The organism is Erwinia sp. S38 (assembly GCF_016624545.1).
GTDB classification, from domain to species: Bacteria; Pseudomonadota; Gammaproteobacteria; order Enterobacterales; family Enterobacteriaceae; genus Erwinia; species Erwinia coffeiphila.
In genome coordinates, this window is record NZ_JACVTS010000013.1 from 150,467 (window position 1) to 174,011 (window position 23,545).

Genomic DNA, 23,545 nt, shown 5'->3' on the forward strand with positions numbered 1-23,545 from the left:
AGCCTGATTATCAGGCTGGCTAAGGATTTAGTGATAAGAAGTAAGGCGGTTCAGCGGATTACTGGTAAATAATCGCCGTTCCGCTCAGCAAGTTATGCCCACCGGCAGCGATAATTTTATAGCGGCTGGCGTGCTGTTTATCCGCTTCCTGTTTAATCATGCTCTCAAGGTTTGACAACGTGGTGGCACCAGAAACGGATACGGTTCCTTTCTTCACCAGCCCGCTGGTATCTTTAACGGCTTCAGCCGCATTAGCGAAGGATGAAATAACCAGAGCGCCGGTTAGTAAGGTCATAGCGATACGCTTTTTCATAAACATCTCCCATTTGGATTCATTATTTCTGATGGGATAATTATATTTCATCGACCCTGTTCTTTAGCTGACATGAAAATGACATTGCTGTCATAATCCGGAATTAACGTGCTTCTTTACCCCTGATTTTCCTGGATTGACAATAATGTGTCAGTCTGTTTCAGGCTCCGGTTGATATATCAACAGCGTATCGGCAACAGGGGAATTTAAGTTCTCAGGTAATTATCTTGCCGACCTTTTATCCCCTGCCAGAATCAGGTTAACACTGTTGCTGAGGCTGAGTGCATTCGGATTAATTTGCATGTTGTAACTAATGAGGATTCCTGTGATAAAACCATTTGGTACTGCATAGCCATACGGGAGATTGACGAGCGATTGATCTTGCCAGACGCAGGCGACGAGCAGTTTCACCTGACCGCCGCCTGCTGCGGATTACTTATCGTGGTTTTCCATATACTGCTTGTCTTCAATACGGTTGCGCTCTAACTCAAACTTCGGCGCGATAAAACCATACAGATTCCAGCCAAGGAACGTTGCCAGTGCACCCCACGTCAGGGCCTCAAAACCGGCGCTGTACAACGCATAGTAGGTATAGAGCGTTGCGATAACCATGATCGTATTGGTTACACGCATTTCGCTTTTACTGACGTCGGCCAGTCGCTGCATAGTGATCAGCGCAGCCATCGACAGTAAATACGGGATCAGGTTAGTAATCACCGCCAGGTTAACCAGAATATCAAACTGCTTGGTCAGCGACGGGCTGATGGTCATAAAGGTAACGATAGTCTGCCCTATCACCAGAATCAGCATACCTTTTACCGGTGCACCCATTTTATTCACATGAGTGAAGACCCGGTGATAGAAACCGGCTTCAGCACCGGACTTACACACCTGAGCGAAGGTAAACTGCCAGCCCAGCAGCGAACCGATACAGGCCAGGCACATCAGCGCCATAATGATTTTGCCCACCAGCGGGGTAAACATATAGCTAAACGCCACGCCAAACGGTGCAGTCGAGTTGACCAGATCAAGGTTAGGCACAATCCCGGCGATGACGTTGGTAGAAATGATATAAATCACCGCAGCGCCCAGCGTTCCGCCCAGTACCGCAATCGGCACGTTGCGCTCGGGATTTTCAACCGCATCGCTATTGGCGCAGGCGGATTCCAGACCCAGGAACGCCCACAGCGTAATAGAAATCGAGGAGCTGATCGCCGAGAACAGCGGCTTGTGATGCGGGTTCCATGCATCTATATACTGCTGTGGACTGAACCAGAACCAGCCGATAATGCACAGCCCGACAACCGGAATGATCACCCCCCAGATAGTGATTGAACCGAGCTTACCGGTAACGGCGGAACCGCCGAAGTTGGCCAGCGTGGTCACCCACAGCACGGCCACGGTGGCCAGACAGACCCCCACCGGCGTCAGCAGCACATCGAACAGCTCAACCCCGTAGCCAACCGCCGTAATGCCTATCGTTACGTTGGTGACCAGGCAGGAAATCACGTAGGTATAGTTAGAGATAAAATTACCACCGGTGCCCAGCGGATACTGTGCGTAACCAAACATCCCGCCGGGTTTACGGCTGAATCGACCACATTTCGCAAAAGAGTAGGCCAGCGCCAGCGAACCCAGCGCGGTTACCAGCCAGGATAATATTGAGATGGTGCCGACTTCCGCCAGCTTGGTCGGCAGCAGGATAATCCCCGAGCCCATCATGTTGATGATGGTCAGGATGATCAGCTGCACGACGCCCATTTTTTTCGTCGGTTTTGAATCAGACATAGTTTCTTATCCTTATGACGGCCGCCCGGCAATACTGCCCGCGCGGCCGTTCTTATTATTGTTTAATAACGTATCCGCAGACCTGAACGCTGCCCTGTGCATTAACCTGCGAATAGACGCCCTGCAATTCCGGCGCAAAGCCAGGCAGCAGATCGATAACCATCTCCCAAACTTTGAAATACTTCAGTACCGCCCCGCCCCACACTTCGCCAGGTACGATGCAGATAATTCCCGGTGGATAAGGTAAAGCCCCCTCTGCCGCGATCCGCCCTTCGATCTCATCCAGGGCCACCAGTTCGGTATGGTTACGCACAAACTCCAGATTGGCTTTTTGTGGCAGCATTGCCTGCTGTGGCAGAGTCTCCTTACGGAACAGCGCCTTTTGCAGATGCTTGATGTTGTTACGAACGTAAATATCGTGCATTTCCTGGCACAGACGACGCAGGGTATAGCCCTGATAGCGTTCGGCGTGGTCGGCGTAAATGGACGGTAGAACATCGCAGAGCAGCGCATCTTCAGCCACCAGCTGTTCGAAGCGCGAAATCAGCGCCACCAGATACTGGATTTTCGGCAAGTCAGAAGAGGGAGTGATCAGGAACAGGATCGAGTTGAGATCGCTTTTTTCCGGCGTAATGCCGTGTTCACGCAGGAAGTTACACAGGATAGTGGCCGGGATACCGAAGTCGGCATAGCCACCGGTATCAATATCAATGCCCGGCGTGGTCAGCAGTAGCTTGAACGGGTCAACAAAGTACTGATTTTTTTCGAAGCCCTGATAGGCGTGCCACTTTTCGCCCGGAACATAGTCAAAAAACTTCAGATCGTTGGCGATTTCGTCGGTGCTGTAATCCTGCCACGGTTTACCTTCAATCATCGGAGGAATAAACGGTTTGATCATGGTGCAGGTTTTCAGGATCAGTTTCCGCGCTTCAATGCCAACCTTAATCGCATCCTGCCAGATTTTCACGCCGGCTTTGCCTTCGTGCATCTGGGCATTCACATCCAGCGAGGCGAAAATAGGATAGTTAGGACTGGTAGAGGCATGCAGCATATAGGCATTGTTCATATGCTTGTGGTTGCAGTAATAAGGCTGATGCTTCATATGACGATCTTTTTTATGGATCTGTGATGCCTGGCTGAAGCCCGCCAACAATTTATGCACTGACTGGGTTACCAGGATACCCGGATCGTTCTCTTTCAGCTCCAGCAGCATCGGCGAGCAGTCACGCATCATCGGGATAAACTGTTCGTAACCGACCCAGGCCGAATCAAACAGAATGTAGTCACAGAGATGACCAATTTTGTCGACAACCTGACGGGCGTTATAAATACAGCCGTCATAGGTGCCAAGCTGAATAATCGCCAGACGGAATGGACGCGGGCAGTCGACCTTCTCCGGTGCAACGGCTTTGATCTCTTCCCGGAGATAGCTTTCTTTAAAGCAGCGGGCATCAATTCCGCCGATAAAGCCAAACGGATTACGACAGGTTTCAAGGTAAACCGGCGTTGCTCCCGCCTGAATCAGCGCACCGTGATGACAGGACTTATGGTTATTTCGATCGAAGAGCACCAGATCGCCCGGAGCAAGTAGCGCGTTGGTCACAACTTTATTCGAAGCCGACGTGCCGTTTAACACGAAGTAGGTTTTGTCGGCGTGGAACACTTTCGCGGCATGCTGTTCGGCCTGACAGGCAGCGCCTTCATGAATCAGCAGATCGCCCAGACGCACCTCGGAACTGGCCATATCAGCGCGAAAGGCCGTCTCGCCAAAATAGTCAAAGAAGCGCCTTCCTGCCGGGGTCTGGCGAAAGAACTGGCCGCCGTTATGGCCCGGTGTTGAAAGCGACACGTTGCCTTTTTCGGTATAGCGAGTCATCTCTTTGAAAAATGGCGGCAGCAGGCTTTCTTCGTATTCGCTTGCTGCAAAATTGATTTGCTTACCAAAAAATTCCGTGGTCACTCCGTTCATATTAATCACGCCGCGCATCTTCTCTAGAATGTCTGGCGGCAATATTTCCCCTTTTTCCAGCACGGCAAAGACGGGAATATTGAACTCATTCTGCAACGCAATTTCCAGCAACCCTCTTTTAATATCGGAGGTTGTTAAAACAACAGCCCCCACATCCGTAAAGTCGGTTTCTGTGACGCCCACAATATCCCTGTCGGTGACGAAACTGTTCAGCGTTTCCTGTGTGGCAGCAATTTTAAGCTTTTTCATATTTTTCCCTTAGTCTATTTCACGGTCCATTTTCTGGTTGTTAATCAACACTCAACAGGAGTATTGCAAGCGCCGTGCCATAATAAACAAATCAATTAAGTCAAAAGCTTAAGTCTTTTGATGCTGTTTAATATTGAGATAAGGTTCTAAATATTGTACTTGTGTCTGTTTTTCGACACACTTCACGCCATCCCTCAAGCCATTTTTTACACCAGGGATAAAAACTAATTAAAATTACTATTTAAGGAGCTGTACACGAATGGAATCGCAAAAAAAACTGGTGCGTATGGTGTCGCTGTTTTCCCGTTTTTTTGACTTAATTCATCAACCCATCACGATTATCGATCGGCAGGCAAAATTCATTTATTACAACCAGGAAAGTGCTGGCATAGACGGCTACAGCGTCCAGTCTGCGCTGGGGAAGAGCGTGCAGGACGTCTATGGCCTGAGCAAAGAAAAGAGCACCATGCTGCAGGCGCTGTATGACGGCAAAGAATTTATTGGTAATTATCAGATTTATTATAACCGTAAAGGGAAAGCCGTTGAGTTTCAGCACACTACCGTTCCGCTGTATAATAGCAGCGGAGAGATCCAGGGAGTGATTGAAATTGGCCGCGATATCTCCTCTACGCGGATCTTGCAGGACCAGGTCGTTGAGCTGAACAGCCTGCTTTACAAGCATAACCAGAGCGAGAAGAAGTACGAAATTATTACCGCTGATCCACGGATGCAAAAGTTAATCGACCAGGCTAAACGCCTTGCCACAGGTGACGTTCCGGTGATGATCGTCGGTGAGACGGGAACGGGAAAGGAGCTTTTTGCCCGGCTTATTCATCACTACAGCAACCGGGCGGACAAACCGTTTATCGCACTGAACTGCGGAGCCATTCCGGAAGCGTTGATTGAAAGTACCCTGTTCGGAACGGAGAAAGGCGCGTTTACCGGTGCCGAACATCGCCAAGGTTATCTGGAACTTGCTCAGGGAGGTACGCTGTTTCTGGATGAGCTGAACTCCATGCCGGTCGGCTTGCAAAGCAAGTTATTGCGCTTTTGCCAGGATAAAACATTCTGGAAAGTGGGTGGATCACGCCAGCAGACGTCAGATATTCGAATTCTATCAGCGGTGAATGAACCCCCGTCGGAGCTGCTTAACAGCGGCCATCTGAGGTCCGATCTCTATTATCGTTTGTGCGTCGGTCAGCTGGTGCTACCGCCTCTCAGCGAGAGGCCGGCTGACATCCGCCTGCTTTCAAATTATTTTATTGAAAAATATAACAATATTGTCAGCTGCCAGATCACCCATATCAGTGAAGAGGTAACCCGGCGGCTCACTCAGTTGCCCTGGCCCGGCAACGTGAGAATGCTGGAGAATGTGATACTGCGCAGTATGCTACAGCAGGAGCACAGCGGCCCGCTGGACGTGCTGGCCTATGATGATGAAATATCTTCCCCGGTTTCCTTCCGCCAGGTGAGCAAACCGGAAGAAGACATCGGCCCACAGTTTATTCCTCAGGAGGGCCTGGATGTGGCGATTGATAAATTTGAACGTCAGCTGATTATCAACGCACTTAACAGTACTCAGGGCAATATCGCCAGAGCGGCACAGGAGCTGCAGATAGCCAGGACCACGCTATACTACAAAGTGAAAAAACATCAGCTTACGCTGTGCGTTGATGATGGCCGTTCGCCGGTAGGCCAGATGTAGAATTTTCTGATAAGTTGCACGCGGCGGTGCTTCAGTGTCAGAATAATATTTCACGATAAAAGAAGGTAGAGATCTGCTATGCAGCACATTGTTGAAGGTTTTCTGAATTTCCAGAAAGATGTTTTCCCTAATCAGAAAGAATTATTCCGCAGCCTTGCTTCCAGCCAGAATCCCAAAGCGTTGTTTATCTCCTGCTCCGACAGCCGTCTGGTGCCTGAACTGGTCACCCAGCAGGAACCCGGACAGCTCTTTGTCATTCGTAATGCCGGCAATATCGTGCCCTCTTTCGGCCCTGAACCGGGCGGCGTTTCTGCGACCATCGAATATGCGGTAGTGGCTCTGGGCGTCACCGATATTGTTATCTGCGGCCACTCCAACTGCGGCGCAATGAAAGCCATCGCTACCTGCCAGTGTCTGGACCCTATGCCTGCCGTTCAGCACTGGCTGCGCTACTCCGATGCAGCGAAAGCCGTTGTCGAGAAGAAAACCTACACCACTGAAGAAGAGAAAGTGAATGCCATGGTGCGTGAGAACGTTATCGCACAGCTGAACAATATCAAAACGCATCCGTCCGTCGCGGTGGGCCTGCGTGATAAGGCGTTGCGCCTGCACGGCTGGGTTTACGATATTGAAAGCGGTGCCATCCGTGCGCTGGATAAGAATACCCAGGACTTTGTACTGCTGTCTGAGAATCCGGGCGTTTGCTACGAGTAATCGCCAGAGGGGCAAGGATGCCCTCTTCCCCCTGTTACAAAATGAGTACGTCGCCACTCCTGAACGGACCCCACGATTGAGCCGAAAACGAAAGAAGACCGGCGGTAATCCGGCTATACATCCCCCCAAAGCCCCCCTTGCCACACCGATGCGGCGCTATTTACGCAGCGGAGAATTTGGCTGGAACTTTCTTAGCGGCCTGCTTGTTTATGGTATCGCCATGTTTACCGTAATTAAGCACTTTTCCCTGTGGTTTCTTCTGCCAGCGCTGCTACTTATTGCTTTGTATCCCTTCGCGAAAAAGGCAATGGATTCCCTGGTGATACACCTGTTCTCCGTTCGAGTCTGTAATTTTCTGAACGGGTCGCCACGAGGTCTGGACGCGATTTATAATATCCTTGTCATTATGCCACTGACGTTGCCACTGGCGCTGGGCTGGTTTATCTATTGCCACCGTGCGGCGCGCAAGATGCGGCAGCAGGAAAGTATGCAGTAAAAGCGCGGATAAAAAGCACAGGCAGCAAGCCGTGCAGAAGGTCTGGGTGAGAGTGAACCGAACCGCGGGGAATAAGCTGCCGGGGCAAATTCTTCCCCGGCAGAACAAAGCTTAGTTCAGCACGATACGCGCTACGCTGTCCGGCCCTTTTGCCGTATGCGATTTATCCAGCCCCTGCTTGACGCTGACGTACAGCGTCTGGCCGTCCGGGGAAAGCTCCAGGCTGTTTGGATGACTGTCAAACGACCAGCTATTTTTTACTGCGTAACTGGTCGCATCCAGCTGCAGTACCTTCTTCGATTCGCGCTGGCTGATGTAGATCTCGTTGCGTTTGGCGTTAAACTTCACCGCCAGCGCATCACCCGGCAGGCGTTTGATCACTTTGCCGCTACGCTCATCAAATACCAGTGTCTCTTTCGCTTTCGAATTATCGGTCACGAACAGACGTCCGGTGGCCGGATCTTCCGCCAGGTTGAGGAACAGATACTGTTTATCGTCACCCGCCGTCCAGCGCTGTTCGATTTTGTGGCTGCGCGGATTGATCACCAGAATTTCACCGCCGCCGTTGGCCGCGTATACCTTATTGGTCAGCGGAGACCAGATAATTCCGGTAACCCATTTTCCGGCGTTTTTAATGGTGGTTTTCAGTTTCAGCGTTTTCGCATCCACCACCCAAATTACACCCGGATCGCCCACGCCGCCAACGTACAGCAGACCTTCGTGAGCCAGGATTTCGCGGCTGCCCAGCGCATCCCCTTTCTTGCTGCGATCCTTAAACATCAGGCGCTGTAATACTTTACCGCTCTGCGCATCAACCTTAGTGATGCCGCCGTCCACCGTATTGGTGATGTAAATCGCGCTGCCGTCAGCGTCCTGCGCCACGCCAAAGTTTTTCAGATCGGTGTGCGTTTCGCTAACTGTCTCAAGCGTTTTGGGGTCGAGACGGTAGATAACCCCGCCGTTAGACGTTTTGAATCCCAGAGCGCTGGCAACGTACAGCCCTCCCGCCGCCGGAGAATAAGCCATCTCATACAGCCCGGCGGCGAGTTCGCGCTGGGTGAGTCGGCTATCTGCGGGTTTAGATTCGCTGGCGGTAGCAGCAGGCTGCTGCGCGGCCTGCGCCTGTTTCTGCGGAGCCTGACAGGCCGTCAGGCTGAGTGAGGTCACAATCGCCGCAGCGACCAGGGCTTTACGTGGGGTAAACAACGATCTCATTTCTGGCTCCATCAATGGACAGGCATCCCGCCCGGCTAATCCGGCGCGGGTGCATACAAGAGAATGAGAATCATAAGCATTTACAAATCTTATGTAAATGCGTTGTTTACAGAAGGGGTAACAGAATGAACCATTCAGAACATCGTGCTGTGCAACACCGTACGCAGCAGAATACCCACCAGCGCACCGGGCAGCGCAAAGCGGAACAGCCTGACAAAGCGGCTGGCAATACCAAGGTAAATACCAATACCGGGCAGATCCAGCGTCTGTACCATAAACCCGGCGGAGGCGTTAACCTGCTGCGCGGTCATTAATCCACGGTGCAGCAGATCGGATACCACGCCGAAATAAGCGGTTCCCCCCGCCAGGCATTTCGTTAATGCCGGAAGAATAAACACTTCGGAGACATGAAAGAAATCCAGCACCGGGGCAATCAGCCGGGTCAGCAGTTCAATCGCCCCGGCCTCTTTCAGGATACCCACCACGGTCAGCGACAGGATCAGCATCGGAACCGAGCCCAGCGACAGGCGGATTGCATCCGACCCGGCGCCGTTGATAATGGCAATAAGGCCGGTTGCGGATTTATCTTCCGGCGGCGTGTCATCACGTTGCAGGGAGGCGACCGACAGCCTGCGGCCGAAGAAATACCAGGTGATTGCCGCAGCGGCCAGTCCGCCCGCCACCGAAATACCCAGCGCGGCCCCCCAGTGCAAACCGAAGGGGATCAGCGGATAGAAGACGTTTCCCTGCCCCATGGCAAACAGCATGGCCAGCGTCGCTGCAAGATGGCGGTCCGATGCGCCTCTTTTTTCCATAATGGCCAGCGCGGCCAGCGGTGCGGCAAAGCTGACAAAGTTAAGCTGGATCAGCGCAAAAATCCCCATCCCGGTAATACCAAACGGCTTCAGCACCGGCGTCATCACCCGCACAATGCGGTCCAGAATTCCCCGGACCTCCAGGTATTTCATAATAATCAGCATAACGACCATAATGGGGATCAGCGTATAAAGCGCCACATTCACCGAGGCTTTACCGGCCGACATAATGATCCCAATGATATCCATCAACGACTCCGAACGGGGGAAATTGCCAGTACGTTAACTCAGCCAGGGATTGACCGCTATGGTCGCGAGGATTCTTTTTTTAACCAGGAGCTTAACGGAGTAAAATAACAACGCAGCTGAAATATAACCGCCAGGAACCATCCTGGTTAGTTACCCCCCATTTTCGGTGAATAACCGGCCCGGGCATGTTAATCTCTGACTGTAAAAAATATCGCATATATAAAGGGAACACGGTGACAACCTATATCTTTGACCTGGATGGTACCATTATTACGAACGGACAACCGTTACACTGTAACCTGGCAGAAAATATTATCTCGCTCGCCAACTCCGCCCGCGTTATCTTTGCCTCCGCTCGCCCGGTGCGCGACATGCTTCCTCTGCTGCCGCGTGAACTGCACGACTGCCTGATGGTCGGCTGTAACGGGGCGATGGCCTGGCAACAGGGTGAGTGCCTGTTCAGTAACCGCTTTGAGGATCGGGCTACTGAGCTGATGATCGGCCTGCTTCAGCAGCATCAGGTGCCTTATGTGCTCGACGGCCACTGGAGTTTTTCCACGTCGCAGACCGCTCATACTTTCCACGACTATATGCGCACTCTTTCCGACAGTGAAATCCCGGAGAGTGAACTGGTCAGTCAGGGAGTGAGTAAAATTCTTATTCTTGATGGTGAATTTCGCGCGAAGACGGATGCATTTCTGCAGCAGAATAGTTTCGAATTTTCTCTTCATCACCACAGACACGAGAATATATTCGATATTACCCCGCGTCAGGAGAATAAATATCTGGCGCTGAAGACGCTGGGAGTGGATTTCAACCGCAGCATCGCCTTTGGCAATGACAGCAATGATTTTGAGATGCTGAATAATGCCGGAATATCCATCTTTACCGGCGAACCGCATTATTACGTTGGTGCCAGCCACTATTGCAAAACAGAGCAGCTGCCTGCCCTGCTGCGCGAATTTTCAGTGGTCCAGGCGTAAGAATATTAGTCACCCGTGGAGTATGCAATGCTTACCGTTTTACCGTCAATCGACAATCAGATCGGGGAAATCGCTCCGGGCTTCAGGGCCTTAAGTATCAGCGTTGAGGCCGCCCCCCTTACCCGACCAGAGTATGCCGCAGAGGCCCTGAAAGAGGCCTGCCGATTTATCAGCGAGCAGCAGCCCGACTGGGCAGTGGCGCATCTGGCTGCCTGGGCGGACGTTTTTCAGAAGTTCGGGGCAAAACCGAAGCGCACTCCCTGTTCCGCCGAAGCGCTGCGCAAGCGTGTACTGCGCGACGGCACGCTGCCGGCTATCGATCCGGTGGTTGACCTATATAACGCCATCAGTATCCGCTATGCCATTCCGGTCGGGGGCGAAAATATCGCGGCATATCAGGGCCAGCCGCGTCTTTGCGTGGCGGAAGGCGACGAGCAGTTCGATACGGTGAAGGACGGCGTTACCACGCTGGAAACGGTGGACGCGGGAGAAGTTATCTGGCGCGATGACCTGGGCGTAACCTGCCGCCGCTGGAACTGGCGTCAGGGTGTCAGAACTCGCCTTGATGCCAGCGCGACCCGCATGTGGTTTATCCTTGAAAGCCTGCCCGCCATGCCGCTTTCTGCGGTGCAGGATGCCGGGGATGCGCTGATTGCCGGGCTGGAAGCCATGATGCCGGGAGTGGTATGCCACCAGCAGTGGCTGGGTAACACCCAGGCATAACTGACAAACGTAAAACGGGCGCAGCAAACAGCACTGCGCCCGTGGCTACGGCTTACTACTACACTCAGGAATTACAGCGCCAGGTCGACCACGATACGTCCTTCAATCTTACCGGCGTGCATACGGGCAAAGATATCGTTGATATTAGTCAGCGGTTCAACGGCAATGTTCGCTGCCACTTTATGGCGGCCGGCAAAGTCCAGGGCTTCCTGCAGATCCTTACGGGTGCCGACGATGGAGCCACGAACGGTAATGCCGTCCAGCACCATGTTGAAGATCGACAGATCGAAGGTTCCCGGCGGCAGACCGTTCAGGACCATGGTTCCGCCACGGCGCATGGTGCCGATAGCCTGCTCAAACGCCTTCGGCGATACCGCCGTCACCAGCACGCCGTGCGCGCCGCCAAACTCCTCGTGGAACACTTTTGCCGGGTCAACATTGCGGGCGTTGGCAGTGACGGTGGCACCCAGACGCTTAGCGAAGGCCAGCTTCTCGTCATCGATATCCACCGCCGCGACGTTCAGGCCCATCGCCACCGCATACTGCACCGCCATATGGCCCAGACCGCCGATACCGGATACCACCACCCAGTCGCCCGGCTTGGTGTCGGTCATTTTGAGGCCTTTATAGACTGTCACACCGGCGCAGAGGATCGGCGCGATTTCGTTGTATTCGACGTTGTCCGGCAGGATGCCGACGTAGTTGGCATCGGCCAGGCAGTACTCAGCAAAGCTGCCGTTAACGGAATAACCGGCGTTTTGCTGCGAATGGCACAGGGTTTCCCAGCTGTCCAGACAGTGTTCGCAGTGGCCACAGGCGGAATACAGCCATGGCACGCCCACGCGATCCCCTTCCTTTATGTGCTTTACGCCTTCACCTACCGCAACCACGTAACCTACACCTTCATGACCTGGAATGAACGGCGGCTGCGGTTTTACCGGCCAGTCACCTTCGGCAGCGTGCAGGTCGGTATGGCATACGCCGGTCGCAACTACTTTCACCAGCAGCTGGCCGGGACCAACGTCAGGGATCGGTACCTGCTCAATGACCAGCGGTTCGCCAAATGCCTTCACTACTGCGGCTTTCATCGTTTTCATCTTGTCACTCCGTAAAAGATAACAGGCTTAGAACAGCCCTAAAGGTGCCGTGTCGTAGCTGACCAGCAGATTTTTGGTTTGTTGATAGGCAGACAGCGCCATCTTGTGCGTTTCACGCCCGACGCCGGACTGTTTGTAGCCGCCAAACGCCGCGTGTGCCGGGTAGATGTGATAGCAGTTGGTCCACACGCGTCCGGCCTTGATGCTGCGCCCCATGCGATAGGCCAGATTGGTATCACGCGTCCAGATCCCGGCACCCAGACCAAACTGGGTTTCATTGGCAATCGCCAGCGCTTCGGCTTCGTCCTTAAAGGTCGTCACGCCGATCACCGGCCCGAAGATCTCCTCCTGGAAGCAGCGCATCTGGTTGTTGCCTTTAATCAGCGTCGGCTGAATGTAATAGCCGGTGTCCAGCGCCGGGGTAATCGATGCGCGATCGCCGCCGGTGAGGATCTGGCCGCCTTCCTGGCGGGCGATATCAATATAAGAAAGGATTTTGTCGAACTGCTGACGAGAGGCCTGTGCGCCAATCATCGTATCGGTGTCCAGCGGATCGCCACGGCGAATAGTGGCCACTTTCGCCATCACGCGTTCCATAAACGGCGCGTAGATCGATTCGTGGATCAGCGCGCGCGACGGACAGGTACAGACTTCGCCCTGATTGAAGAAGCCCAGCACCAGCCCTTCCACCGCTTTGTCGATAAATTCCGGTTCGGCATTCATGATGTCGGCAAAGTAGATGTTCGGCGACTTGCCGCCCAGCTCGACGGTGCAGGGAATAATATTCTCCGCCGCGCAGGCCATAATGTGGCGGCCCACCGGCGTTGAACCGGTAAAGGCGATTTTCGCAATGCGCTTGCTGGTTGCCAGCGCTTCTCCGGCCTCGCGGCCAAAGCCCTGTACCACGTTCAGTACGCCAGCCGGGAAGATGTCGCCAATCAGCTCCAGCAGTAGTGTAATGCCCAGCGGGGTCTGTTCCGCCGGTTTCAGCACCACGCAGTTACCCGCCGCCAGCGCCGGAGCCAGCTTCCACGCGGCCATCAGCAGCGGGAAGTTCCACGGGATAATCTGCCCGACCACGCCCAGCGGTTCATGGAAGTGGTAGGCGGCGGTGTGCTGGTCAATCTCTGCCGCGCTGCCTTCCTGAGCGCGCAGACATCCGGCGAAGTAGCGGAAATGATCTACCGCCAGCGGCAGGTCGGCGTTCAGCGTCTCACGCACTGCCTTACCGTTGTCCCAGCTTTCGGCAACCGCCAGGTATTCCAGATTGGCTTCAATTCGATCCGCAACCTGCAGCAGCAGGTTAGCGCGATGCTGTACGCTGGTTTTTCCCCAGGCGTCGGCCGCACGGTGAGCGGCGTCCAGCGCAAAATCAATATCGCGGGCATCGGAACGCGGGAACTGAGCAATATCGCTACCGTTCACCGGAGAGGTGTTCATAAAGTACTGACCGCTAAGCGGTTCGACGAATTTGCCATCAATAAAGTTACCGTAGGCCGCTTTGAAAGAGACTAAAGCGCCGGGCGTTCCGGGATGTGCATAACGCATCGCAAACTCCTTAATGTAGGGTAAACAGGCAGCCGTGAATGAATCCTCGTAGCGGGTGTTTTTTTTGGCTGCATTCAGGTATTGCAGTTAGCGTGCCAGTTTTTTTAGCTTGCGATGTTCTAAAAAATGATGATACTTATCATGCTGTTACAACGCCAATAACCTTCTTTTCGGCATGGACTATCGGATAATTTCTCTATCTGTGTCGCAAATCGCAACACTACAAAAACCAGATAGCTACAATGCTGCAACACATTCGCTACAGGCATGGGGTTACCAATGCAGGGAAATACGTCAGCTGCCAGCACATCGAACGTCGCCACTACACCGCTATTGAACGACTCATGGTTCCGCAGCCAGCTCTACGGCCTGGACCGTACCGCTGATGACTTTCCCCGTATTCGCCCCGGTGAACTGGCCGATGTGCTGGCCAGTAATACCGGCCTGCAAAATTTTGCCCAGCATGCGGTGAAGCGGCTGGCGGAAAAGGTTTCCGGCAAGCAGTCGGTGGTGATCCTGTCCGACGCCAGCGGGCTGGTGCTGAATACCTTCGGCGATATGCACGCTCTACAGAAAGCCCAGCGCTTTGCCCTTGCGCCGGGAAACTTATGGAGCGAGTGCGGTCGTGGCACCAACGCAATCGGCACTGCGCTGGCAATAGATGACGGCTGCGAAATTTTTGGCGATCAGCACTACCTCACCAGCAATCAGGACCTCTACTGTGCGGCGATGCCGCTCCAGGCGCCGAACGGACAGATTGCCGGTGTGCTGGATATCTCCGGCCCGGCCCACTATCCCCATCCCGCCACGCTGGCCTGGGTGAAAGAGGCGGCGAAACAGATTGAGTACCTGTGGGTGAAGCAAAGCCTGCATCCCGACCAGTGGCTGATGAGCCTGCATCCGCAGATTCAGGGCATCGATCACGTTGAAGAGCTGCTGTTGGTGTTTTCCGACAATGTGCTGATGGCGGCCAACCGGCTGGCAATGCGCGAACTCGAACTGAGCGCCGATCTGTTTGGTATTCTCACCTTTGCCGATCTGTTCCCGCAGGCCGAGCAGGCCGCGAACTGCGTGCCTCAGCCGGTGCAAACCCGCAGCCAGCAGCGCTACTTCTACCGACTCCGCGCCCCGGCGCGAGTTAACTTCCCCGTAGCCCCTGCCGCCGCGCCGGTGCTGCCGTTCTCGCTGGGTGCCGCCGGGGACAAAATGGTTCGCCTGCTGAACGCCGGGGTATCGCTGTGCATTCATGGTGAAACCGGCAGCGGTAAAGAGTACGTCAGCCGCGCGCTGCACCAGCAAAGCCGCTGGCGTGAAGGAAAGTTTGTTGCCATTAACTGCGCGGCCATTCCGGAATCATTGATAGAGTCGGAGCTGTTTGGCTATCAGCCCGGCGCGTTTACCGGTGCCAGCAAAAACGGCTATATCGGTAAAATCCGCGAAGCGGACGGCGGCGTGCTGTTCCTTGATGAGATTGGCGATATGCCGCTGGCGATGCAGACGCGACTGCTGCGCGTATTGCAGGAGAAAGAGGTGGCACCGCTGGGATCGAGCCGCAGCTGGCCGGTGAATTTCGCGGTGATCTGCGCCACCCACCGTAACCTGCCGCAGCGGGTGGCAGATGGCGAATTCCGCGAGGACCTGCTGTACCGCCTGAAGGAGTTCTCTCACACCATTCCCCCTTTGCGCGAGTGGCCCGCGCTGCCAGAGTTTATTTCGCAGCTCTGGCTGGAACTGGGCGGCGGCGAGCGCGGCATTGTGATGACCGCAGAGCTGCTGGATACGCTGGCACAGCAGCCGTGGCCGGGCAACGTTCGGCAGATGCGCAGCCTGATGAAAGTGCTGCTGGCGCTGGCGGATGATAATGAAGTGCTGGACGTGGACAGCCTGCCGGAAGAGTACCGGTTACTGCGCAGCGAGCCGTTGCCTGCTTTGCAGGAGCATGATGAGAAGCTGATTGCCGCGACCCTGGAGCGCTTCAGCGGTAATATCAGCAAGGCCGCCCAGGCGCTGGGCGTGGCGCGGAGTACGCTGTATCGCCGTGCGGCCAGGCGTGAAACCGGCGAGAATAGCTAACCCGTTTCGTGGAATGGCCCGCTTTCTGAACCGTTGAGCCCGCGAATTACCGCGTAGCCATTATTTCAGTCGGGCATCGAACTGGAAGTCAATCTTTACCGCCCTGCTGACGATCGATAAAAACTGCGGATGCCGCGGATTCAGCAGAAAGTTAAACTCCACCGGCGACAGCGCGCTCGGCACTCTCAGCGCCACCGCATCCCCGCTCTCTACCCAGCGATCGCCAATCTCCGCCAGCTCCGGCGGGGCTTCCGCTGCCGCCCAGCTGGCGGGAAGAATCTGGTTATCAATCATCTGAATCAAATCATCATCGACATCAATGGATAGCAGGGTAAAGCTGTCCAGCAGATTCGCCGCATGCAGGTGCACCAGCGTTTCCAGCATGGTCAGTGAGGCCGCCTCGGCGGCGTACACCATTGCCGTGCCGACGCTGTTCCAGCGCCCGCCCGCTTCCTTTGCTCCCTGCCCGCTCCAGGCTCCGGCCGCGAAGCGGGTTTTAGTCAGGCGATAGAGGATCAAGACCAGACCCCGTGCTCCAGACGGGTGATCAGGCGCATCACCTCCCAGGCACCGGATTCAGAGGCCAGCAGGTCGGCGGGTGCTTTCCATCCCAGCGCGCGGCTTGGCTCATTCAGCCACTTCTGCGCGGCAAGCTTATCGCCTTCAAACAGGTCGACAGCGCGGTCCAGTACGCGAATAAAACGCACCAGCCGCTCGCTCTGATCCGGACTAAAGCGCTTTTTGATATTGCGGCTGAAGGTCGTGCTGGGGATACCGGTGATGCGGCGCAGTTCGGACTGCGTAATGTGCGCCCAGCTGGCAATGCGGTTAGCCACTTCGCCCTCCAGACCCTTATCAATTTCGCCCACCAGCAGAACGCCGTCGGCTACGTTAAGGCCAACGTGCTGCCACAGCGTTTCAACACGCGGCACGGATACGGCAGGGGTAAACATTTTCATCGCATATCCTCCATATGGTCATTTCAGTATAACCAAATGGGCAAGAAGGACGCAAATTTAACCCGTTCGGTTGAAGGACCGATTCTCAGAGTCAATGGCATGCGCGTTTTATCGTCAAATATCACGCTGTATCAACGAAATATGACCAGATGTGAAAAAAAGTGAAGAAAATTTTTATCTGGATCACAATTTACGTTAAAATAATCATCCAGTTTTTAAACTTTTATTGATGTGTGTTAAAGAAATGTCTAATTCCAGAAGATTTATACCCGTTCTTTCCCTGTCAGCGCTGCTGGTTTGTTCTGCCAGCTATGCTGAAACGCCAGTCAACCAGAAAACCGACGTACTGCTAATCGGCGGCGGCATCATGAGTGCTTCGCTGGGTACCTGGTTACAGGAACTGCAGCCAGACTGGAAACAGCTGATGGTTGAGAAACTGGACGGTGTCGCCCTCGAATCTTCCAACGGATGGAACAACGCCGGTACCGGTCACTCGGCCAATATGGAGCTGAACTACACGCCGGAGCGCGCGGATGGCTCGATTGACGTCAGCAAAGCGCTGGAAATCAACGAACAGTTTATGATTTCCCGTCAGTTCTGGACGGCGCAGGTGAAGCGCGGCATCCTTAACGACCCGCATTCCTTCATCAACTCTACGCCACATATGAGCTTTGTCTGGGGCGACGCCAACGTCAACTACCTGACTAAGCGTTATCAGGCGCTGCAACAGACCACACTGTTCCAGGGTATGCAGTTCTCCACCGATCAGAACCAGATTAAAAAATGGGCGCCGCTGGTGATTGAAGGCCGTGACCCGCAGCAGAAAGTCGCTGCGACCTGGACTCCGGTCGGCACCGACGTCAACTACGGCGAGATCACCCGCCAGCTGATCGGCAGCCTGAAGAAAGACAAAAACTTCACGCTGGAAACCTCTGCGGAAGCCACCGAATTCGCGCGTAACGCCGACAACAGCTGGCATGTCACTATCACCGACGTGAAAAGCGGTGAGAAGCACAGCGTCGACGCAAAATACGTGTTTATCGGTGCCGGCGGCGGCGCGCTGAAGCTGTTGCAGAAAACCGGTATCCCGGAAGCGGACAACTATGCCGGCTTCCCGGTAGGCGGTTCCTTCCTGGTGTCTGAGAACCCGGAAATTACTAAACAGCATCAGGAAAAAGTGTACGGTCAGGCTTCAGTCGGTGCACCACCGATGTCCGTTCCACACCTGGATGCCCGCTTCCTTGACGGTAAGCGTGTCGTGCTGTTTGGGCCGTTCGCGACGTTCTCTACCAAGTTCCTGAAAAACGGCTCGCTGTTCGACCTGCTGAGCACCACCACCACCAGCAACTTTATGCCGATGACTCACGTAGGCATGGACAACTTCGATCTGGTGAAATACCTGGTGGGCCAGGTGATGCTGAGCGACGACGACCGCTTTGCCGCGCTGAAAGAGTACTATCCGAACGCGCGTAAAGAAGACTGGAAGCTGATTCAGGCCGGTCAGCGCGTGCAGATCATCAAGAAAGATGCGGATAAAGGCGGCGTGCTGAAACTGGGTACGGAAATCGTGACCGATCAGCAGAAAACCGTCGCGGCCCTGCTGGGTGCGTCACCGGGTGCATCTACCGCTGCACCAATCGCGCTGAACGTGGTGAAGAAGCTGTTCCCTGAGCAGTTCAACAGCCCGGAATGGCAGAGCAAGATCCGCGCTATCGTACCAAGCTATGGCCAGCAGTTGAACGGCAACGTTGCGCTGACTCAGCAGGTGTGGAATGACACGGCTGCCACGCTGCAGCTGACCACGCCACCGGTTATCCAGATGGGTAACTCAGCCGACGCGGCCCCACAGGCTCAGCCGGAAAAACGCGCGGAAAGCGCTAAACAGGATATGGCGCTGTAATTTAACGCCTCTGTAGCCCCGGCATTCGCCGGGGCTTTTTTTTATCCCGTCGTGAACATCAGCAGTTCCAGCATTCAGCTTAATGTTTCAAGCCTTCCTGCCTCCTGCCTCCTGCCTCCTGCTTTCAGCTATTCCCTTTCTTAGTCAGCGTAAAGCCCGGTTTATCTTTGGTGACCGCATAGGAAATTTTGGTGGCGGCCCAGGATGATGTGGTGATATCCAGCGCGGGGATGGTCACGCGGCCCATACCAAACAGCGTGCGAACGTAGCCGCCCAGCTTATGCTTACCTGGTGCCACGCTCAGTGACGTCACTTCACCGCGTTTAAGTACGCCCGCTTCCTTGCCGTCCACCGTGAGGATAATTGACGAACCGTCGTCGGTCTTGGTTAACGCGTGATAGACGTGAATGACCGACTGCGCGGGGGGTTTGTTCACCGGATCGGTTTGCATCTGAGCTGCGGTGGTGACCACCGGAACAATCGGGGGGGTGATGCCAGAGGTTTCTGTCGGAGCGGCGTCCGCAGGGGCAGCGGGCGTTGAGGCTGTCGATGTAGAAGCTGTTGCGCCCTGAGCCTGCGCGCTCGCGGTGACCGTTGAAGTCGCCGGAGCTGCGGAAGCCTGAGCCGTGCTTCTATCCGCTGAGGCCGACGGGGCTGACGTTGTAGCCGCAGCGGTAGCAGAGGTCGCTGCGGTGCTCTGGGCCGGGGCGTTCGATGCATCCGCCGCCGTGGTCTGAGTGGAAGCACTCGCCGTATCTGCGGCAGCATTCTGCGCCGCTGCGGTCTCGGTTTGCGTTGACGGAGTCTGAGAACCCGCAGGCGCCGGGTTGCCAGCACCGGCATTAGCGCTGCCTGAAGTCGAAGCCGTAGCCGGGCTGCTGTTAGCCTGCGTGCCCGTCGAGGCAGTCGAGGCAGTCGAGGCAGTCGAGGCAGTCGAGGCAGTCGAGGCAGTCTGATTTTGCGCCAGTGTTGCAGAGCTATCCACCGCCGCCACAGTCTGATCCTGAATATGCGTGGTGTTCACATAAACGCTGGACGCCTGAGCAGCGGCGGGCGAACCCTCGTCAATGGCGCTGATGGATGCCGTACCGGAAGACTGCGGCGCGCAGCCGGTCAGAATACCTGCGGCAACGATAACGGTGAGGGTGGAACGGGTAAACATCCGGCAATTTCTCCAGCCAATAATGAACGGTCAATTATAGCGTCCCTCACGTACCGGAGTAAGCAGAACAGGGTTAAGTCTGTTCTGAAACTGCATCAACCGGGTAAAAAAAAGCCGCTATCCGCTGAGGGATACCGGCTTTTATCACGCGGTTCTCGCGGTGACGGTGAATTACCGATCGCGCCCGCGATGGTTGGCCCACGGACTGTCAGCGGGGATATCCTGCGGCTCGTCAAGCGAGGCGATATACAGCGCTTCCACTTCGCTGCGCGCCCACGGCGTGCGGCGGAGAAATTTCAGGCTGGACTTGATGCTGGGCTCGTTTTTGAAACAGTTGATGTTGATACGTGATGCCAGTTCGTCCCAGCCGAAGCGCTCTACCAGACGGGTTAGCAGGGCTTCCAGGGTTACACCGTGAAGCGGGTCTTTTGAGTGATTCGCAGTCATGTTTTGTCCGGGTCGGTAACGATGCGCACACCATACTGACGGCGCATCCGTTATGCAAGCTACAGCGGCTGGCTGGTCCGAACGCTGAAGGCCCCTGCCGTTTCGGATTCAGCGTCCTGCATCACCGCCACGATGCGCTGCAAGCCTGCCTCGGCAGGGTGCTGCGGCAAATGCCTGAGCATAATGCGCAGCGGCAGCGAAACCTCGCCGGTCAGCACATCCCACAGCGCATCAAGGTTATTACCAAAATCATGCAGGCCGAATTTCTCCGCAAACTGCCGGTAGAAATCCTGCTCATCACGCACATCATGGAGATCAAAGCTGACCAGCTGCATCTCAGTTCACCTGTTCAAAGTGGCGATAGTGATCGCGGGTGACGTAAATCAGGCCATCGCTGGACCAGAGCATCCGGTCGCTGCCACGACGACCGCACTGATAGTTCACGTCCGCTTCAAACCATTTCCGCCCTGCTTTATCCGGCAGCCCTCCTTCGCGGTTACTGAAACGATCGCCGCCGATAGCCCTGCCCGGCAAAACCTGGCACAGATTACCGCGGGACGGGTCCCAGCCCTGGCGGCGCGCTTCATTCTTACGGATATAGTAGTCCGGCAGGCGCTGATGCTGCTGGAGGTAGTTCGCCACGCGAGTTTGCTGAGTCAGTGCGCTGATATCATTGCTTTGCGGCGCACTGGCCGTGCGCGTATCCTGCGCAGACTGCCCGGAACGTTGCTGATTCGGCTCTGTAACCGACCTTTCTGATGCTGAACTCGAAGAATGTTGCTGTTGCTGAGACTGCTGCTGGTGCGGGCTGTGTTCAGCCGAAGGCCTGAACCCGGCGTAGCTGGCGATAAGAGCGAGGATTCCGGCGATAATCAGTTTTTTATTCATATTCCGTTCGGTAACTGGCGTTCTCGTGCTGAGAATCAGAAGGTTCGTCAAAGGATTATAAAGTAAAAAAGGGACCACTGAGGTCCCTTATATGATTAAGTCCGTGCGGTGCGTTATTTATTCTCGTACTGCTTCATATTGGCCTGCGTAACCAGTTCAAACGGAATCCAGTGATAGGAATCCAGTTTCTCACCTTTGATCATCCGCTGCGCCACGTCAACCGAGGCTTTACCCTGGCCCACGGCATCCTGGAAGACGGTGACCTGCATTTTACCGCTGGCCAGCGCTTTCAGGCCGTCCGGCGTCGCATCAATCCCGCCCACCAGCACTTTGCTGTCCTTTTTACCGGCCTGCTGCAGCGCCATAATCGCACCAATCGCCATCTCATCGTTGTTCGCGGCGACGATATCAATCTCTTCCCCGTTGGTCAGCCAGTTCAGCATCAGGTCCATCCCCTCATTGCGGGAATAGTTCGCGGTTTGCTTCTGCACGACCTTCATTTTCGGGTATTTGGCCACCACCTCTTCCACGTCTTTAGTACGCTGCAACGCACCGGCATCAGTCAGGTTACCGATCATCACGGCGACTTTGCCTTCGTAATTTGCCTGGCGCGCCAGCTCCTCCATTTGCAGCGTGCCGGACTGCTTCTCATCAGAACCGACAAACACCACGCCAGGCGGCAGTTTCGGATCGCCCGGCGTGCGGTTAACGTAAACCAGCGGAATTTTTGCCGCAGTAACCAGTTTGGTCATCGCAGGGGTTCCGGCCGAGTTTACCGGGTCAACAATAATGGCATCGACCCCGGCGCTGATAAAGCTCTGCACCTGGTCCGTCTGCCGACCGACATCACCGCGTGCATCTTCGAACTGCACCTTGATACCACGCTCTTTGGCTTCTTTATCGATGGCATGGCGGATAATAGTCAGGAAGTTCTGGTCAAAATAGGCCATTGAAACGCCGATGGTTTCTGCCAGTGCAGACGTGGAACAGCTCAGTGCGGCAACCAGCAAAATTTTCTTCAGATGCTTCATTATTCTTCTCCAGAGGCAGATCGGGGTAATGTCTTCGGATGCAAAATGAAATGCATAAACCGTAGAGAGAGAATAATGAAATAAATGATTTTATCGCAATCGCTATCTAACAAAATCTTAACATCCGTCACGCTTTACGCTGATAGTGCAGATCCGGCACTATACCGTGGACTGAAAAAACGGGCTGAACGCAAGCCACCAGGGGGAAGAATGAGAGGATTAATCCTGACTGTTGTTATCTTGATCGCGGCCTGCTCGCAGAATCAACCGCAGAAACGGCATCAGGAAACAGCGGAATGCCAGCGTTACCGCACGATGATGACCGCCCCGATGTCGCCGGAGGCGCATAACCGGCTAAAAGTGGCCTGCGACCTGTCGGTAAAAGCCCGCTAATCGCGGGCTTCACGTTGAGCGGAGACGATAAGCAGCATCGGCCGCTCCGCTTCTTCTGCAAGATCGGGTTGTTCGGCAATCTGCTGAGCGGTTGGCCCCCACTCCCTGACCTCTCTGAGCGTAAAACCAGCGGCCATCAACAGGTTAAGCAGCGTGCCAAGCGTTCGGTGATATTTAATCACCCCTTCGGCAAGCCAGTTGCTGCTGCGCTGGCCTTCATTTTGATAATTATTAACCGCCCAGGAACGCTGCCCGCGATCGTCCATCAGCCAGCCCTGCTGCGCCGGACAGGTAAAAATCGGATGCTCGGTACTGAAAACCAGCCAGCCACCGGGTTTCAGTGCTCCCCGGACGGTGCTGAACAGCGGCTGCAGATCGGGTAAGTAGTGCAACGCGAGCGAGCTGTAGGCCAGATCATAGCGCTCATTTTCCAGCGTTAAATGCGAAAGATCGGCACGCTGCCAGGCGATCCCCGGATTCGGGGTCAGCTGCCGCGCCCGGGCCAGCATCTTTTCGGAGACATCGATTCCCGTTACCTCAGACGCCCCCGCCTCCTGCGCGCTGCGGCAAAACCAGCCATAGCCGCAGCCCAGGTCGATGACACGCCTGCCTGCGAGATCCGGCAACATTTCCCGTATTGCCCCCCATTCGGGTGCCCCTTCCAGGCCAAACCTGGAACGCGGAAGCTGGGCGTAACCATCAAAAAAAGCCTGATTATCGTAGATATTTTGCGTCATCAATAACGTCCTTTGGGCCGGATAAGAGGAAACCGATGATATACAGGTGGGAGGGTCATCAGGAAAAAATCACCTTAAACAATGACCCTTC

The 23,545-nt window shown here is 54.8% G+C and carries 24 protein-coding genes; 8 read left to right on the forward strand and 16 right to left on the reverse strand.

What is annotated here, in order from left to right; translation table 11 throughout:
- Positions 1-58: 58 nt before the first annotated feature.
- From IBT46_RS15880 to speC, 4 genes are all read right to left on the reverse strand, one after another.
- The gene (locus IBT46_RS15880) at positions 59-313 is read right to left on the reverse strand and encodes a DUF1471 domain-containing protein (RefSeq protein WP_234480149.1); all 255 of its coding nucleotides are present in this window, start codon (positions 311-313) and stop codon (positions 59-61) included.
- 222 nt (positions 314-535) lie between these two features.
- Positions 536-724 (reverse strand): hypothetical protein, encoded by a 189-nt coding sequence (locus IBT46_RS15885; protein WP_200546470.1) that lies wholly within the window; start codon positions 722-724, stop codon positions 536-538.
- A gap of 21 nt (positions 725-745) precedes the next feature.
- Entirely contained in the window at positions 746-2,101 is a 1,356-nt protein-coding gene (potE, locus tag IBT46_RS15890) for a putrescine-ornithine antiporter (RefSeq protein WP_200546471.1), read from the reverse strand.
- A 55-nt stretch (positions 2,102-2,156) separates the two neighbouring features.
- A complete protein-coding gene (gene speC / locus IBT46_RS15895; RefSeq protein ID WP_200546472.1) occupies positions 2,157-4,319 on the reverse strand; it encodes an ornithine decarboxylase in 2,163 nt (720 codons plus the stop codon).
- A 259-nt stretch (positions 4,320-4,578) separates the two neighbouring features.
- On the opposite strand from speC, the gene IBT46_RS15900 reads away from it, so the two are divergent.
- From IBT46_RS15900 to IBT46_RS15910, 3 genes are all read left to right on the forward strand, one after another.
- Positions 4,579-6,024 (forward strand): sigma-54-dependent Fis family transcriptional regulator, encoded by a 1,446-nt coding sequence (locus tag IBT46_RS15900; protein ID WP_200546473.1) that lies wholly within the window; start codon positions 4,579-4,581, stop codon positions 6,022-6,024.
- 78 nt (positions 6,025-6,102) lie between these two features.
- Positions 6,103-6,738 carry a carbonic anhydrase gene (locus IBT46_RS15905; RefSeq protein WP_200546474.1) on the forward strand — a complete coding sequence of 212 codons (636 nt, stop codon included), beginning with the start codon at positions 6,103-6,105 and terminating at the stop codon, positions 6,736-6,738.
- Positions 6,739-6,814: 76 nt separating this feature from the next.
- Entirely contained in the window at positions 6,815-7,234 is a 420-nt protein-coding gene (locus IBT46_RS15910; protein WP_200546475.1) for a hypothetical protein, read from the forward strand.
- 111 nt (positions 7,235-7,345) lie between these two features.
- Here the strand turns inward: IBT46_RS15910 and IBT46_RS15915 are convergent, their stop codons facing one another.
- Positions 7,346-8,449: a YncE family protein gene (locus IBT46_RS15915; RefSeq protein WP_200546476.1), complete on the reverse strand. Its 1,104-nt coding sequence runs from the start codon at positions 8,447-8,449 to the stop codon at positions 7,346-7,348.
- A gap of 134 nt (positions 8,450-8,583) precedes the next feature.
- Positions 8,584-9,513 (reverse strand): nucleoside recognition domain-containing protein, encoded by a 930-nt coding sequence (locus IBT46_RS15920; RefSeq protein WP_200546477.1) that lies wholly within the window; start codon positions 9,511-9,513, stop codon positions 8,584-8,586.
- Between the two features lie 233 nt (positions 9,514-9,746).
- On the opposite strand from IBT46_RS15920, the gene IBT46_RS15925 reads away from it, so the two are divergent.
- Entirely contained in the window at positions 9,747-10,496 is a 750-nt protein-coding gene (locus tag IBT46_RS15925; protein ID WP_370569479.1) for an HAD-IIB family hydrolase, read from the forward strand.
- Between the two features lie 27 nt (positions 10,497-10,523).
- Positions 10,524-11,219 (forward strand): B3/4 domain-containing protein, encoded by a 696-nt coding sequence (locus IBT46_RS15930; protein WP_200546479.1) that lies wholly within the window; start codon positions 10,524-10,526, stop codon positions 11,217-11,219.
- Positions 11,220-11,290: 71 nt separating this feature from the next.
- Here the strand turns inward: IBT46_RS15930 and adhP are convergent, their stop codons facing one another.
- Both adhP and IBT46_RS15940 read right to left on the reverse strand, forming a co-directional pair.
- The gene (gene adhP, locus IBT46_RS15935; protein ID WP_105593766.1) at positions 11,291-12,316 is read right to left on the reverse strand and encodes an alcohol dehydrogenase AdhP; all 1,026 of its coding nucleotides are present in this window, start codon (positions 12,314-12,316) and stop codon (positions 11,291-11,293) included.
- A gap of 27 nt (positions 12,317-12,343) precedes the next feature.
- On the reverse strand, positions 12,344-13,864 hold the full coding sequence (locus tag IBT46_RS15940; protein WP_200546480.1) for an aldehyde dehydrogenase family protein: 1,521 nt from the start codon (positions 13,862-13,864) through the stop codon (positions 12,344-12,346).
- A gap of 279 nt (positions 13,865-14,143) precedes the next feature.
- On the opposite strand from IBT46_RS15940, the gene IBT46_RS15945 reads away from it, so the two are divergent.
- Complete coding sequence (locus IBT46_RS15945) at positions 14,144-15,937, forward strand: sigma-54-dependent Fis family transcriptional regulator (RefSeq protein WP_200546481.1); 1,794 nt, start codon at positions 14,144-14,146, stop codon at positions 15,935-15,937.
- Between the two features lie 60 nt (positions 15,938-15,997).
- Here IBT46_RS15945 and IBT46_RS15950 read toward each other — a convergent pair whose 3' ends face one another.
- Positions 15,998-16,456 (reverse strand): RES family NAD+ phosphorylase, encoded by a 459-nt coding sequence (locus IBT46_RS15950; protein WP_105593764.1) that lies wholly within the window; start codon positions 16,454-16,456, stop codon positions 15,998-16,000.
- Positions 16,453-16,896, reverse strand: coding sequence for an antitoxin Xre/MbcA/ParS toxin-binding domain-containing protein (locus tag IBT46_RS15955; protein ID WP_200546482.1), 444 nt, complete (start codon positions 16,894-16,896; stop codon positions 16,453-16,455). Before IBT46_RS15955 ends, IBT46_RS15950 begins: the two co-directional genes overlap by 4 nt.
- Before the next feature lie 244 nt (positions 16,897-17,140).
- Here IBT46_RS15955 and mqo point away from each other — a divergent pair, with 244 nt between their 5' ends.
- The gene (gene mqo, locus IBT46_RS15960; protein ID WP_200546483.1) at positions 17,141-18,796 is read left to right on the forward strand and encodes a malate dehydrogenase (quinone); all 1,656 of its coding nucleotides are present in this window, start codon (positions 17,141-17,143) and stop codon (positions 18,794-18,796) included.
- A 124-nt stretch (positions 18,797-18,920) separates the two neighbouring features.
- Here the strand turns inward: mqo and IBT46_RS15965 are convergent, their stop codons facing one another.
- The 5 genes from IBT46_RS15965 to IBT46_RS15985 form a co-directional block, all read right to left on the reverse strand.
- Complete coding sequence (locus IBT46_RS15965; RefSeq protein WP_200546484.1) at positions 18,921-19,958, reverse strand: hypothetical protein; 1,038 nt, start codon at positions 19,956-19,958, stop codon at positions 18,921-18,923.
- Between the two features lie 171 nt (positions 19,959-20,129).
- The gene (locus IBT46_RS15970) at positions 20,130-20,405 is read right to left on the reverse strand and encodes a VF530 family DNA-binding protein (RefSeq protein WP_200546485.1); all 276 of its coding nucleotides are present in this window, start codon (positions 20,403-20,405) and stop codon (positions 20,130-20,132) included.
- Between the two features lie 59 nt (positions 20,406-20,464).
- A complete protein-coding gene (locus tag IBT46_RS15975) occupies positions 20,465-20,740 on the reverse strand; it encodes a barstar family protein (protein ID WP_200546486.1) in 276 nt (91 codons plus the stop codon).
- Between the two features lies 1 nt (position 20,741).
- Positions 20,742-21,293, reverse strand: coding sequence for a ribonuclease domain-containing protein (locus tag IBT46_RS27310; protein WP_234480150.1), 552 nt, complete (start codon positions 21,291-21,293; stop codon positions 20,742-20,744).
- A gap of 113 nt (positions 21,294-21,406) precedes the next feature.
- A complete protein-coding gene (locus IBT46_RS15985; protein ID WP_105593759.1) occupies positions 21,407-22,324 on the reverse strand; it encodes a sugar ABC transporter substrate-binding protein in 918 nt (305 codons plus the stop codon).
- 210 nt (positions 22,325-22,534) lie between these two features.
- Between IBT46_RS15985 and IBT46_RS15990 the strand changes: the two genes are divergently transcribed.
- The gene (locus IBT46_RS15990; RefSeq protein ID WP_200546487.1) at positions 22,535-22,717 is read left to right on the forward strand and encodes a hypothetical protein; all 183 of its coding nucleotides are present in this window, start codon (positions 22,535-22,537) and stop codon (positions 22,715-22,717) included.
- On the opposite strand, the gene IBT46_RS15995 is transcribed toward IBT46_RS15990, so the two are convergent.
- On the reverse strand, positions 22,714-23,454 hold the full coding sequence (locus tag IBT46_RS15995) for a bifunctional 2-polyprenyl-6-hydroxyphenol methylase/3-demethylubiquinol 3-O-methyltransferase UbiG (RefSeq protein WP_200546488.1): 741 nt from the start codon (positions 23,452-23,454) through the stop codon (positions 22,714-22,716). The genes IBT46_RS15990 and IBT46_RS15995 overlap by 4 nt on opposite strands.
- Positions 23,455-23,545 lie beyond the last annotated feature (91 nt).

Coding starts and splice junctions, on each gene's coding strand:
- IBT46_RS15965 (WP_200546484.1), bottom strand. CDS start 19,958: ATGTTTACCCGTTCCACCCTCACCGTTATCGTTGCCGCAGGTATTCTG.
- adhP (WP_105593766.1), bottom strand. CDS start 12,316: ATGAAAACGATGAAAGCCGCAGTAGTGAAGGCATTTGGCGAACCGCTG.
- speC (WP_200546472.1), bottom strand. CDS start 4,319: ATGAAAAAGCTTAAAATTGCTGCCACACAGGAAACGCTGAACAGTTTC.
- IBT46_RS15880 (WP_234480149.1), bottom strand. CDS start 313: ATGAAAAAGCGTATCGCTATGACCTTACTAACCGGCGCTCTGGTTATT.
- mqo (WP_200546483.1), top strand. CDS start 17,141: ATGTCTAATTCCAGAAGATTTATACCCGTTCTTTCCCTGTCAGCGCTG.
- IBT46_RS15990 (WP_200546487.1), top strand. CDS start 22,535: ATGAGAGGATTAATCCTGACTGTTGTTATCTTGATCGCGGCCTGCTCG.
- potE (WP_200546471.1), bottom strand. CDS start 2,101: ATGTCTGATTCAAAACCGACGAAAAAAATGGGCGTCGTGCAGCTGATC.
- IBT46_RS15900 (WP_200546473.1), top strand. CDS start 4,579: ATGGAATCGCAAAAAAAACTGGTGCGTATGGTGTCGCTGTTTTCCCGT.
- IBT46_RS15920 (WP_200546477.1), bottom strand. CDS start 9,513: ATGGATATCATTGGGATCATTATGTCGGCCGGTAAAGCCTCGGTGAAT.
- IBT46_RS15915 (WP_200546476.1), bottom strand. CDS start 8,449: ATGAGATCGTTGTTTACCCCACGTAAAGCCCTGGTCGCTGCGGCGATT.
- IBT46_RS15955 (WP_200546482.1), bottom strand. CDS start 16,896: ATGAAAATGTTTACCCCTGCCGTATCCGTGCCGCGTGTTGAAACGCTG.
- IBT46_RS15905 (WP_200546474.1), top strand. CDS start 6,103: ATGCAGCACATTGTTGAAGGTTTTCTGAATTTCCAGAAAGATGTTTTC.
- IBT46_RS15985 (WP_105593759.1), bottom strand. CDS start 22,324: ATGAAGCATCTGAAGAAAATTTTGCTGGTTGCCGCACTGAGCTGTTCC.
- IBT46_RS15970 (WP_200546485.1), bottom strand. CDS start 20,405: ATGACTGCGAATCACTCAAAAGACCCGCTTCACGGTGTAACCCTGGAA.
- IBT46_RS15945 (WP_200546481.1), top strand. CDS start 14,144: ATGCAGGGAAATACGTCAGCTGCCAGCACATCGAACGTCGCCACTACA.
- IBT46_RS15930 (WP_200546479.1), top strand. CDS start 10,524: ATGCTTACCGTTTTACCGTCAATCGACAATCAGATCGGGGAAATCGCT.
- IBT46_RS15940 (WP_200546480.1), bottom strand. CDS start 13,864: ATGCGTTATGCACATCCCGGAACGCCCGGCGCTTTAGTCTCTTTCAAA.
- IBT46_RS27310 (WP_234480150.1), bottom strand. CDS start 21,293: ATGAATAAAAAACTGATTATCGCCGGAATCCTCGCTCTTATCGCCAGC.
- IBT46_RS15995 (WP_200546488.1), bottom strand. CDS start 23,454: ATGACGCAAAATATCTACGATAATCAGGCTTTTTTTGATGGTTACGCC.
- IBT46_RS15975 (WP_200546486.1), bottom strand. CDS start 20,740: ATGCAGCTGGTCAGCTTTGATCTCCATGATGTGCGTGATGAGCAGGAT.